Raw genomic sequence first — 12,670 nt, 5'->3', positions numbered from 1 at the left:
ACGCTAGCCTTTATTTTTAAGCGCATTTCGATAAGACATTTCAAATGGCAGATTCATCCGTTCCAAGTGCGTCATTGCAGCTCCCCCTAACGCCCCTTTCGGCACTCCACTTAACAATACAAACCAGTAGTTGGATATCATGTTCTCAGCAAAAATACCCGCTGTTTTATCATCCACTCCAACTTGTTTGAATCGTTTTACAATACCGTCTGAAATTACCGCCATTTGGTTCGTATGAAAACCGCCTTTTGCCAAGCTATCCAATAATACCTGTCGAGTAAATTCCACATACTCATCATAGAAATCAAACAGCACTTGCGCCATTTGCTGCAAGTAATCCATTGGTGATGAACTGGCTTTTTGAGCAACAACCGCAGCACGAAGTGCCACATCCATCTCATCAAAAAAAATGTCTTTTACTAAGGATAATTTATCGGGAAAGTGAACAAATAGAGTACCGACCGCAATGCCAGCTTGCTCGCTCAAATAACGAGTACTGGTTGCTTCAATGCCTTGTTCTAAAAAGGCGCGCTTAGCGATTGCTTTAATTTTGGATCGGGTATTGGCTTTTTGCTGCTGACGAAGACTCACTTGAACGTTCCTTGAGTAAGATATAAGGAGAGTCTAGCGTGTCTGATTTTCGAAGACGAGTAGAAAATTAACGAACTGAATTTACATTGGGCATAGAAGAACGAGTCAAGGAGCCAGTTAAATCCGACATAAAGGATTCAATACGTTGCGCATTAACACCATAGTCACCGCGACCGGTTCTTGAACAAGAGCGCATATCCACTTGTACCTTGTCAGGTTCTATTTGAGTAATACGAATAACAACGTCATCGCGAAAACCGAAAATAGGTGTACGAGCCGTCGCCTCGACAATGCCGGCTTGCGAGTACTTTGCAACCACTTCCCAGCCACGACTTTCGATAAGATCAGTGACGACCGAATAAACAAAATCTTTACTTTTACTCGTATAAACAGGGAGAACTTCTGGATAATACTTATGCTGAATGGCCGCCCATTCAGGATTATAACTGAGGTTATTTTCGTTGTACTTTCGAATGAAATTAACATTCAAATAAGCAGGAGGAGAATCGGTATCGGTCGTAATATCATTAATCTGAGGCAACCCAGATCTTTGCAAATAAAACCCAATCCACATTGTGCTGTAAACCAAAGACACAATTAATACGAGAAAGAAAAAACGCTGACTCGCAATATTCTTTTCTTTCCGACAAAGCCCTAATGACAACACAGCAAGAAAAGATAGGAATAAAGAGGCAAACACGCTTTTGCGTAACATGGAGAAACCTGTTAATGGCTCAAAAACCCCAATTCGCACCCCAGCAATGGATATAAATGCGACACACCCTACCAACATCAGAAGAATGTATAAAACCGGAGAGATATAACGACTCATAAACAGCTCATATCGAAAAATAATATCTCAACCATATCGTGACTTGATGACAACGAACAGAAGCAAGAAGCTCGTTTTAAATCATTCCTTTGTATTTGCATAATTTCTGTAAGGTTTTCTACAAAAAAGACCCAGCATGGATCTAGACTTGAATCATTATAATCCCGTTTTATCAATGCTTAAGGAACACTACGGCGAAACATATCAACTTCAATATAGAAACAAACCCTCTAGACATGACAGACAAAAAGTCGATAATGTCGCCGTCGAAAAATAGAGCATTCAAGTCATGAAAATAGTGCCAACCAAACACTGCGTCGACATATTACGCGAAGAATGTAAAACGCAATCCATGAGGCCGTTCAAAGCCAGAGGGTCTAACGCCATTCGCTGTCCACATTGCCTAATGGCCGAATTTTCCTGTTTTTGTCATCTTAGAGTAAACCAATCATCCCCTATCGAATTTATCTTACTTTTTCATCGAGATGAAATACATAAGCCAACCAATAGTGGAAGACTCATCGCAGATCTGTTTCCCAACGACACACAAGCATACCTATGGAGCAGAACGGAGCCATCAGCAACACTATTGAACCAACTAAAAAATCGACAAGGACACTGCACACTGCTATTTCCAAATACGCAAACGGCACAAATACAAAAAAGACAACAGCGAAGCCTTGTCCCACAGACAAACAAAACCGATGTAAAACATACTTTTATTATTTTGGACGGGACATGGAAACAAGCAAGCAAGATGTTTCATCAAAGCGAGTGGCTAAAAGACATCCCTCATCTTGAAATAAGCAGCGAGGCGAAGCGCTCTTTTCTTGTGCGCCATTCAAGCCATCAAATACAGTTTGCCACCGCCGAAGTCACCGCCATGTTACTCGACACACTAGGGCACAATGACCACAGTCAGTTGCTGCTTAATTACTACCAGTCATTCAATGCGCATTGCCTCGCAAGTCGAAAACGGAGTCTCAGCCTTCCTATATGAAAGTAAATCACCAAAAAGACAAAACAGAGTGCAAATAACAACCGGCTCTCTAACCCACTTTTAGGTTTCTCTAAATAACAAATTTACCCAACCGTTAGAATGAAACTGCGCTGCTTGCTTCTTCTTTTTACCGACTAAAACAGGCCCGTTATCTAAGAACAAAAAGGTCTTCCACGTACGTTTGAAAACTCCCCACTTAAGTTCAAAAATCAACTCGTTGTGACAGCAAAAAAACACGGTGGTGTCATCACCCCAAGCATCAAAATGTGCCAAGAAACCATCTGGTAGCGACGTCTGATCACTGTCCCATGATTTTTCCCATTGAAGCTTAGTAATTGGCGCTTTATCAGTGGTTTTTTTCAACCAATCTTTATCGGTAAAGTGATCCGGATGCACTTGCTCATCACTAATATAATCTCGCCAAATTTGGGCGGCTCGTTGCTCGCTCAAAAGACGTATTTCTTGCAAATCTTCTGGCTCTACTTTTGGGTCGTTTCGCTTAAAAATCCAATTTTTGGAAAAACATTCTAACGGTTGATACAAGGCGGTTTCCTTAAGAAATCAAAATGATGAAAAAAACTAATCTAACAAGTGAGAAAGGATCGTTTGTTCAATCGGTCAAGCTTATCTAGTATAAGCATTGTTGTAATAAAACAACATTTTAAATAAACATAGCAGGAGAATACCATGGACTCTCAACAACAATATGAAGCACTTTTAGCAAAATGGGGTTACGTCGACACCACAGTTGAAGACCACGCTCGCCGCCAATTGCGCGCTCGCCGTGTAAAAACAGTTGTCGCATTTTTCAAAACCACGGTAAAAGCAATCAAAAAAATCAGCGCTCGTCCACAGCATCTTGGCCAAGCAAGCAACTAAAACCTATAAGAGCAAAACCCATCATTAGTTGGGTGCTAGTATATCGTAAATAGCATTTTTTTAGGGGAGAAAAATAATAAAACCCCTCCCTTCCTTAACACCCACCAAATTCGTTATCATCAATCATTCACTCATAACGAAACATCTTTTCTATGACTTACTCTTACAAAGCAATAATATTTGATTGTGATGGCGTTATTGTCGACACGGAAAATATATCAAATAACATTCTAAAGTCCATGCTGAGCCAATATGGCCTTGAACTTGATGACGAAACATTGCATGCAAAATTTACCGGATTCACCAATCAAGAAAACCTCGCCAACGCCGAAAAATTGTTAGGTAGAGCCCTACCTGAAAATTTTGACGACGATTACCGAAAGCAGTTCCACACCATTATTGAAGCAAGCTTAGAGCCCATTCACGGCGTACGTAATTTGCTCGATAAAATCACCACCCCCATCGCGATGGCTACCAACGCTCGCCGTAAAGAAATGAACTTCAAATTGGATAAAATCCAATTATCTGAACGATTTGCCACACGCTTTTGCGTTGACGACGTTGAAAACGGCAAACCGGCTCCAGATCTCTACCTAAAAGCCGCAAAAGCACTGAATGTCGACCCAAAAGATTGCTTAGTGATTGAAGATTCTATTGCAGGCATTATGGCAGGTAAGGCGGCAGGTATGCGAGTACTGGCGTTTAGTGAAACTATCGATGCAAAAATACAAGCTGCCGCTGGCGCGACAGAGTGCTTTAATACCATGGAAGAACTTGAAGGCTTATTAGGTCTTTAACAAGCCTTCCGATGCTCACTTGAGTAGTGCGGCGTATTCAATAGAAAATCTAGTTAGACATAGACTGCAATTGCTTGAGCAGACTCTTTGGCAACTCTTTAATAACAAGCGTTCCAGAGTCTGCATCAAATACCACCGACTCTCCCAAAAGCTCACTATCAAAACTTAACGTCAGAGCACGTGAACTTCCAGATAATCGTGTGAGTTTTTTCAGTGCGGCTTTTTCGACAAAAATTTCTTTTTCCATCTTAAAGCTATCAGAGTCTGCGATTTCCAAAAACTTATTCGCCTGCTCTATAGAAAACCGAGATTCAACCTGAGAAGCAATGTCCTTGATAGCCAAAGGTTCACGATCTTGAGCTTTCGCCTTACAATGCTCAGAAACCACTTTCTTAAATTCATTTGCCTGCTTAGATGGCAAACCCTCTGATTGACAAAACGCAGAGGTCAAATCCACTAGTTTACGCGTTTCTTTTGCCGCAACTTTAGGCTCATCACAACCAATAAACTGAGTAAAATATTCACTTTCGGACTTAGGAGCACGGCCAAAACGAAACGAGATATAACGCCCTTCGTCACCGGCTTGCCAAGCCGTCAAATTGATACGTAAAGACATGTGCAGCTTTTCTGTTTCAATTTGTTCTATTTGAGACAAACTAAGATCAACACTAAGTCCAATGCCTTTTTTACGCTTCAACATCACTATGTATAAGAAATGCGTGTCGTGCAGCTCATAATGATTAAACCACAACAAACCACCTTCAGCTTCCTCAACAGGCTCTAAGTATGTCAGATACTCTGCTGCACAATCTTTAGTAAACCCTGAAAAATCGACAAAGGTATCGTCCTTAAAATGCTTGGAAAGCAAAGTCGGTAGTTGCGCGCCTTCATCACTTCCTTGCGGATTAACAAAACGCCCTGTATTCATACCTGAACGATTAAATAAATTCGTTACCTGAGCAGAAAGCGCTTCCGCTTGCCCATCAACAGGATTTTCATTCGGGCGTGCGATTAAGATGGCTTTACGCTCACCTTCATGTTTTTGAATCTCATGCACAATTAAGTTGCTAATAGACACCAGCTACCTCTTACGTTTAATATGGATAAATTGCGATCAATTTTTAACCCATCGATTTACAGTAGGATATAGTCCACACCTTAAACACTATGATAAAACCCAAGACCACAAAGAAAGACACAAGAAAAGAGCTAGAGTCTCAGGTAGATCAATTTATCAAGGCGAATGGCACTATCCAACAAGTCAATATGGGTGAGTCCGGTTTAGTTGATGGAAAGTATAGCACGAGCCACATCGGCTTTAACGAACCAAAACAAGACCGCACACCATTAAACCACGTTGTAGCCGCTATTCAACAAAGAAAAAACAGCAAAACGCCACCCACGCCTCCTGCTAAAAAGAGACCTAAGAAAGTCGTCATCTATGATGACTTTGGAGAACCATTGAGATGGGTATGGAAAGAATAAGTAGATAATAAAAGTCTCTTACTCATTCCTTTGAATTACTCCGCCGATACTGCAATAATACTCCGTAGTTTAACTAAATTAAGGAGTTATCATGTCCATTCGATATCTGCACGCCATGATAAGAACGGATAAACCTGAAGAAAGTCATCAGTTTTATACTGAAGGCTTGGGGTTAATTCAAACAAGACGCATGGACAGTGAAAAAGGTCAATTCTCATTGATCTATTATGCAACGGAAAAAGGCGCCCCAGAGGTAGAACTCACCCATAACTGGAGCGACCGCAGTTACATAAGTGGTGATCAATTTGGCCACCTAGCCTTTGAAGTTGATGACATTTATCAAGTTTGCGAAAAATTGCAATCTATGGGCGTCACTATATTGCGTCCACCTCGTGACGGACACATGGCGTTCATTAAAGACCCTAACAATATTTCCATCGAACTTCTCCAAAAAAATGGATCACTTGAAATTATCGAACCATGGGCTTCAATGGAAAACGTAGGAAGCTGGTAGTTACATAAAGTTACATAAAACCATCTTCGTTAAACAAAGCTACAAAAAGGCAATAGTAATATTGCCTTATTCTTTTTAAACTAAACAAATCGTAGAACACAAAGAGTATTCATCACTTCATGAAGACATTCATTAAAACCATCAGCCTCATAGGGGTATTATTTACCTTAAGTGATTTTGCTGTCGCAGAAAGCCTATACGCCTCAAGTGTACAGACTCGTCTTGCTGATGCGGATAGAGATGGTGTTATTGATGCTCGAGATCTCTGTCCAGATACACCAGAAGGCTCAGCTATTGACAACTATGGCTGCCCAAACCAAATAACAAAGTTACTCTCTGTTGAATTAAACGTATTGTTTGACTCTGGTAAAGCCGATATAAAACCTCGATTCTATTCAGAGCTAAAAGACCTCGCGAAATTCTTACAAGATCATCCAGCAAGCACCGTTATCATTGAAGGCCATACGGATAGTAAAGGCTCAAGCGAACTGAACCGTTCACTATCTCAAAAACGCGCCTCAGCAATCGCCGATGTACTTGTTGATAGCTTTAGAATCAAACCAGATAGAGTAAAAGGTATTGGTTATGGTGAAACTCGCCCTATCGCCAGCAACGATACAGACACTGGCAGAAAACAAAATCGTCGAGTAGTAGCAGAAGTTTTTTCAAAACAGCAGCTGTCTAACGAGCGATGGACAATTTATAGCGTAGACCAGAACACAAGTACCGCATTAAACAAAAATTAATTATCGCTCTCCAAAACACGAATAGCTAATGACATTAAAAAACCGGATGCTTAAATAGCACCCGTTTTTTAACACTTGCCTTTACTGTAGATTAATCCCCTTCTTTTTAGAGAAGGCAAGCCAGCGAATACAACTGAAAACACTATTTTATTAAAAACAGTATCTTATTAAAAACAGCACCTTACCCCTTCAATAGACCTTCATTTTTAAACTCAACGGTATAACGTTTTCCACTCATAATTCATCTTATTCTATCTATTATATGACTATGAGATGTCTACAAAAGCGAAGGGCATTCTTACCACAAACTGGCAGCAGCCCCCTCTGAAATTTAAGAATGACTCGATCTTTACGCCTATCAAACACTAGAAAATTCAAATCTAGATAAATCTGCTCACAAAAAAAGCCTACAGTCATGTAGGCTTTTTGAAGTCTTCATTCCGGTGTTACTTAAACATCACACTGAGCTCTCAAGGACATCGCTTTCTGGTAAACGCTCCGAGCGGTAGTGCGTCCCTCTTGCTCAATACGGTCCAGATATGACTCAGTACCTTTTTTCAACAAAGGCCCCCAATCGGAATCATTCATTGGATCATTGACAACATGAATAACGTCCCCTTGATCTTCCGCTTCTTGAAGGCCTTCTTTATCCAACTGATCAAATACGCTCGCCGCTTTCATAGACCATTTCATACCACTATTATCATCAATGACTTTTTTTATCGCTGGTGACAAGCGGTTATAAGAACGCTTATTCATGGTCACTGCAAATAGCCCACTCGCGTATGGAATTTGAAGATGGTAGTTAACTAACTCGTTAACGCGAAAAACCTTCATCGCTTCAAACGGAAAGCTCAAGCCATCAACAACACGTCGTTCAAGAGATTGATAGATATTAGGTGCAGACATACCAACGGGCGACGCGCCCATTTGAACTAGCATCTCCCCACCTACAGCATTGGGTCGACGGATTTTTAAACCTTTAAAATCACTAGGCTTTTGGATGTCTTGATCACGGGTATGAAGATAAGCAGGCCCTGTAGTGAACAAAAATAAAACATGACTATCATCGTACTCTTGATTAATATCACCTTCGTCGTACAGCGTTTGTAAAATACATGCTCCTTGAGGTGCAGAAGAGGAAATACCAGGTAATTGGACTATTTCAGATAAAGGGAAACGCCCTGCATTATACCCCTGAACCAGCGCACTTATATCCGCCAATCCATTCACAGCACCATCATAAGCTCTATTTGCCTTCACGAGTGTTTGAGATGGGTACATTTCAATTTTCAACTCCCCATTTGATTCCTTCGACACTGTTTTTGCCCACTCACTAAATAGCTTAGCCTGTACATCAGAGGTAGCTGGCCAAAAATGCGCGAAACGAAGTGTTGTTTCTGCTAAAACAGAAACTGAAGATAAAGAGATGGACGCCATAATTACACAGCTGCTCATTATTTTTTTCATTTGTCTCTCTTCCTATTACTATTATTTTTGTTTTATTGAATCTGTGTAATAAGCCATAAATACAGATGTAAATATGGTCTTAAAAATACAATTTTTATCTCATATTGAGTGTTTGATCACTTAATACACAAAAGCTCATTCCTTAGTATTAAGACTAACCTGCTCTGTTAATTTTACTAATTGCGCTAACGTACGATTAACAGGGGCATCTAATCCAGCACTGACAGCGGCTTCAACAATTGCACCGTTGATAGCATCGATTTCTGTTGCACGAGCCGCTTCAATATCCTGTAACATTGACGGTTTGTGATTCGAATGATCACGCATGGCCATCTCAACGTTCTCCCAAATGTAATTTTCATTTAAAGAAACCCCATTGGCCTCACCAACGAGAATCGTTTCATGCACAATATTTCGAGCCAATTCTTTAAAAACAGGTGATGGAGTCAGTCTACTAGGCGCAGTACCTGTGATAGCACAGATGGCATTCAGCGCCGCATTAAATGCAACTTTAGACCAAATCACAGCCATGATTTCAGGGTCAATATCTGTTTTTAACGACGCATCATTGAGTAATTTTGCCAAATCAGACAACCAAGCAGGATGTTTCAAACTTGCATCCATGACATGCGAACTAGATGGCCCATGTGAAGCGACATGACCAGGCCCTTTAAGATCTGCTGGTACCAAGGTTGTACCTATCACAATACGATCACGATTAATAAACTTACTGATCCGCTCAGCATTACCAAGCCCATTCTGCAAAGATAAAACCACGGTATTAGACGTGAGAAGGTGGCGAATAGATTCCATTGCCGCCTGGGTGTGCAAGGTTTTAGTAAACAAAACAACAAGGTCAGCTGACTTCTCGATGTCTTTTGCCAGCGCTGCTTTGGCAGGCATTACATAGCGACCTTCGTCTGTTTCTAAAATCACGCCACGTTCATTTATAATCGCAATTTGTTCTGGATTCACATCCACGAACGTAACTTGGTGACCGGCATTGATCAACATGCCACCAAAGTAGCACCCCATCGCACCAGCACCTACCACAGCAATATGCGGTTGATGACCCATTGCGCCATAGTTTTTATCTGATTGTGAAGACATAATGTCGCCCCTACCTTAAGACACTAACCACCCATTGATGGTTATTAAAAATGACTAGATCGGATAATGTCTTGGTCCCATCTGGACCGTCATCCAACGTAATTCGGTAAACTCTTCGATGCCATACTTCCCACCGAATCGCCCATAACCACTGGATTTAACACCACCAAATGGCATCTGAGGTTCATCGTGAACGGTGGGTGCATTAATATGGCAAATGCCGCTTTCTATTCTCTTAGCAACTTTCATCGCTCGCGCTAGGTCTTTGCTAAACACCGCAGCAGACAGACCATACTCACTATCATTTGCGATACAAATAGCTTCTTCTTCATTTTTTACGCGCATCATTGCGACCATAGGCCCAAATGATTCTTCAGTATAAATACGCATCTGTGATGTAACGTTATCGATCAGCGTTGCTGGCATGACAACGCCTTCCGCTTTACCGCCACTGAGTAGTGACGCGCCTTTAGCAAGCGCATCCGCCAAAAGACCATTCAATTTTTTACCTGCTTCAGCTGCAATCAAGGTACCCAATGCATTGCTTGTATCCAAAGGGTCGCCGGCTTTCAACGTGGCCGCTTTTGATGCTAACTTCTGTGCGAATTCGTCTGCAACTGACTCGACGACAATCAAACGCTCAGTAGACATACAGATCTGCCCTTGGTTGAAGAAAGCACCAAACGCTGCAGCCTCTACAGCAGCATCAATATCGGCATCTTCCAGCACAATAAACGGTGCTTTACCCCCCAACTCCAGCAACACAGGCTTAAGATGACGAGCCGCTCGTTCAGCAATAATTCGCCCTACTGCTGTGGAACCAGTAAAGTTGATCCGACGCACTGCAGGTGCATCAATCAATGCACCCACTACGTCCGCAGCGTCCTTTGGTGCATTGGTAATTACGTTAACGATCCCATTACCAAGCCCCGCTTCTATCAACACCTGACCAATCAAATGATGTGTCGCCGGACATTGCTCGGAAGCTTTTAAAATTACCGTGTTACCACATGCAATAGGGGTAGCGATGGCACGAGTTGCCAAAATAATAGGTGCATTCCAGGGAGCAATCCCAACTACTACACCGCAAGGCACACGAATACCCATGGCAAGACTGTCAGGAACATTAGACGGAATAATGTCACCACCAATTTGCGAGGTTAGTGACGCGGCTTCACGCAACACGCCAGCAGCAACCATCACGTTAAAACCAGCCCAAGTAGGCGTAGATCCTGTTTCTTCAACCATGCATTCGATAAACGCATCTTTGTAGGATTCCATCAAGTCAGCGGCCTTAAGCAACAAGCGTCTACGCTCACCGACGCTCGAATCTGACCATGTTTCAAAAGCCACAGATGCAGCGTCTACAGCGGCATTCGCATCGGCAATCGATGCCGCCGCCGCGTCAGTAACGACTTGGCCACTCAATGGATTCATGCGCTGGAAGGTGGCATTGGCCGCTGCGCTACGTGCTTCACCTGCGATTAAAAGTTGATGTGTTTTCATAATTCACCTTTTTTTGGGTTCATTTTATTTTTCGGCAATTTTATCTAAAACTTGTTTTTTATGGCTCAATAGTCGTAGTCGGTACTTCAATCAACATGGGGCCCTGTGCGTCTAATGCTTTCTTAAGTGCCGCTCTAAATTCTTCACGAGTATTGGTTAGTATTGCTTCAACGCCGTAACCTTTTGCGATGGCACAAAAATCCAACCCTGGAACATCAAGACCTGGAGCCGTTTCCGCCTCTAACAAGCGCGAAAACCAACGTAACGCACCATAAGTACCGTTTTTCAAAATAATAAACACCACAGGCACCTTATATTGCGCCGCCGTCCAAAGCGCGGTAATACCATAGTTAGCCGACCCATCACCAATAACCGCGATTACTTGACGATCTGTTGCTAACTGAGCCCCTACTGCGGCAGGCAAACCGAATCCAAGGCCGCCTGAAGCAGGAAAGAAATAGCTCCCTTGATGACGCATTTCTACACGCTGCCAGAAAGCCGTTACCGTCGAAGTCGATTCCTTGACATAGACAGCATCTGCAGGCGCTAATTCGTTTAAATCATCGAAGACTTCTTCAGGTGCTAATGGGCCGTGCTGTGTCGTAGGATAAGGCAAAGGAACAGGCAAACCTTTTGGCATAGGTCGCATAGTTTGCTTTATTTCTGGCAAAACAGATTTCAACATGGCCGCAATATCCGCCACATAAGCATTCCCCATCGGTGCACGAGCAGCTTCTTGCAAATCGCAGGTAACATGAATCAACTCAGCATTTTTAGGTAAATAACGACCCGGTGCATGCTGATGATAGCGAAATACTGGCGCACCAATAACGACGATCAAATCATGACCGTCCAGTTTTTGAGCAATACCCGCCAGCGACGCAGGCAAGGCGCCACGAAAAAGAGCATGACGAGTGGGAAATGGGCAACGCGGCGCAGAAGGCGCAACCCAAACAGGCGACGCCATTTTTTCGGCCAACATAATAGCCAGATCATTTGCTTGATACGCATCCACATCAGGACCCAGCACAAGAACAGGATTCGTCGCTTTATTGATGCGCTGTGTTAATGACGCTAACTGTTCAATAGACAGTGAGCCAGCCGTAGTTACTTCCCGCTCTGCCAATAGCAGCGCATCCTCATCGATCTCTTTATCCCAATCATCATGCGGGATGGAAACATACACAGGCCCTTTTGCTGGCTGATTCGCCATATGAATCGCTTGGCTAATCGCCCTTGGCACATCACCAGAGCAAGATGGCTCATAGCTCCATTTAACCAATGGCTTGGGTAATTGTGCAGCATCTACATTGGATAACATGGCTTCTACGCCCATTAAAGAGCGCGCTTGCTGCCCCGCCGTAATTACCAACGGTGAATGGGAATACCAAGCATTGGTCAAAGCCCCCATCGCATTACCAGTACCCGATGCTGCGTGCAAATTCACTAATGAAGGTTGCTGACTCACAAGAGCGTGACCATCGGCAATACCCACAACAGCGCCTTCATGAAGCGCCAGTATGTACTCGAAATCTGCAGGGAAATTTTTCAGAAAAGGAAGTTCATTCGAACCTGGATTGCCAAACACTTTCAACATGCCATTTTTACGTAAAAGTGTGTAGGTTGTAGAGTGCACTTTATTCATATTGATTATCTCTATGTGATTTCACTATTGAATAACCTTAGCCCCCCTGATTTAATTGAACCAATCAATAGTTTTTCTAACCGAAATAGATAGTA

At 42.5% G+C, this 12,670-nt stretch carries 14 protein-coding genes; 6 read left to right on the top strand and 8 right to left on the bottom strand.

Features of this window, described 5'->3' with window-relative positions; genetic code table 11:
- Positions 1-3: 3 nt before the first annotated feature.
- Positions 4-591 carry a TetR/AcrR family transcriptional regulator gene (locus MP3633_RS08325; RefSeq protein ID WP_112139200.1) on the bottom strand — a complete coding sequence of 196 codons (588 nt, stop codon included), beginning with the start codon at positions 589-591 and terminating at the stop codon, positions 4-6.
- Between the two features lie 67 nt (positions 592-658).
- Positions 659-1,423: a DUF1499 domain-containing protein gene (locus MP3633_RS08320; protein WP_176335194.1), complete on the bottom strand. Its 765-nt coding sequence runs from the start codon at positions 1,421-1,423 to the stop codon at positions 659-661.
- A 289-nt stretch (positions 1,424-1,712) separates the two neighbouring features.
- Here MP3633_RS08320 and MP3633_RS08315 point away from each other — a divergent pair, with 289 nt between their 5' ends.
- Positions 1,713-2,423, top strand: coding sequence for a tRNA-uridine aminocarboxypropyltransferase (locus MP3633_RS08315; protein ID WP_176335193.1), 711 nt, complete (start codon positions 1,713-1,715; stop codon positions 2,421-2,423).
- Between the two features lie 60 nt (positions 2,424-2,483).
- Here MP3633_RS08315 and MP3633_RS08310 read toward each other — a convergent pair whose 3' ends face one another.
- On the bottom strand, positions 2,484-2,966 hold the full coding sequence (locus MP3633_RS08310) for a DUF2947 family protein (RefSeq protein ID WP_176335192.1): 483 nt from the start codon (positions 2,964-2,966) through the stop codon (positions 2,484-2,486).
- Positions 2,967-3,110: 144 nt separating this feature from the next.
- Between MP3633_RS08310 and MP3633_RS08305 the strand changes: the two genes are divergently transcribed.
- A complete protein-coding gene (locus MP3633_RS08305; protein WP_112139210.1) occupies positions 3,111-3,302 on the top strand; it encodes a hypothetical protein in 192 nt (63 codons plus the stop codon).
- Positions 3,303-3,454: 152 nt separating this feature from the next.
- Positions 3,455-4,099, top strand: a complete 645-nt coding sequence (locus MP3633_RS08300) for an HAD family hydrolase (protein WP_176335191.1) — start codon at positions 3,455-3,457, stop codon at positions 4,097-4,099.
- A 49-nt stretch (positions 4,100-4,148) separates the two neighbouring features.
- Here MP3633_RS08300 and MP3633_RS08295 read toward each other — a convergent pair whose 3' ends face one another.
- Complete coding sequence (locus tag MP3633_RS08295) at positions 4,149-5,177, bottom strand: nucleoid-associated protein (RefSeq protein ID WP_176335190.1); 1,029 nt, start codon at positions 5,175-5,177, stop codon at positions 4,149-4,151.
- Between the two features lie 89 nt (positions 5,178-5,266).
- Here MP3633_RS08295 and MP3633_RS08290 point away from each other — a divergent pair, with 89 nt between their 5' ends.
- The 3 genes from MP3633_RS08290 to MP3633_RS08280 all read left to right on the top strand — a co-directional run bounded on the left by MP3633_RS08290 (position 5,267) and on the right by MP3633_RS08280 (position 6,844).
- Positions 5,267-5,584 carry a hypothetical protein gene (locus tag MP3633_RS08290; protein ID WP_176335189.1) on the top strand — a complete coding sequence of 106 codons (318 nt, stop codon included), beginning with the start codon at positions 5,267-5,269 and terminating at the stop codon, positions 5,582-5,584.
- 91 nt (positions 5,585-5,675) lie between these two features.
- The gene (locus MP3633_RS08285) at positions 5,676-6,098 is read left to right on the top strand and encodes a VOC family protein (protein ID WP_112139218.1); all 423 of its coding nucleotides are present in this window, start codon (positions 5,676-5,678) and stop codon (positions 6,096-6,098) included.
- A 119-nt stretch (positions 6,099-6,217) separates the two neighbouring features.
- Positions 6,218-6,844 carry an OmpA family protein gene (locus tag MP3633_RS08280; protein ID WP_176335188.1) on the top strand — a complete coding sequence of 209 codons (627 nt, stop codon included), beginning with the start codon at positions 6,218-6,220 and terminating at the stop codon, positions 6,842-6,844.
- A 450-nt stretch (positions 6,845-7,294) separates the two neighbouring features.
- Here the strand turns inward: MP3633_RS08280 and MP3633_RS08275 are convergent, their stop codons facing one another.
- The 4 genes from MP3633_RS08275 to mdlC form a co-directional block, all read right to left on the bottom strand.
- On the bottom strand, positions 7,295-8,314 hold the full coding sequence (locus MP3633_RS08275) for a TRAP transporter substrate-binding protein (protein WP_176335187.1): 1,020 nt from the start codon (positions 8,312-8,314) through the stop codon (positions 7,295-7,297).
- A 135-nt stretch (positions 8,315-8,449) separates the two neighbouring features.
- Positions 8,450-9,424: a ketopantoate reductase family protein gene (locus tag MP3633_RS08270; protein WP_176335186.1), complete on the bottom strand. Its 975-nt coding sequence runs from the start codon at positions 9,422-9,424 to the stop codon at positions 8,450-8,452.
- 54 nt (positions 9,425-9,478) lie between these two features.
- Entirely contained in the window at positions 9,479-10,930 is a 1,452-nt protein-coding gene (locus MP3633_RS08265; RefSeq protein ID WP_176335185.1) for an aldehyde dehydrogenase, read from the bottom strand.
- A 58-nt stretch (positions 10,931-10,988) separates the two neighbouring features.
- On the bottom strand, positions 10,989-12,575 hold the full coding sequence (gene mdlC / locus MP3633_RS08260) for a benzoylformate decarboxylase (RefSeq protein ID WP_176335184.1): 1,587 nt from the start codon (positions 12,573-12,575) through the stop codon (positions 10,989-10,991).
- Between the last annotated feature and the right edge of the window lie 95 nt (positions 12,576-12,670).

The sequence above is a fragment of the Marinomonas primoryensis genome, assembly GCF_013372285.1.
In the GTDB taxonomy this organism is placed as follows: Bacteria; Pseudomonadota; Gammaproteobacteria; order Pseudomonadales; family Marinomonadaceae; genus Marinomonas; species Marinomonas primoryensis.
This window is presented reverse-complemented; position numbering and strand designations above follow the sequence as displayed.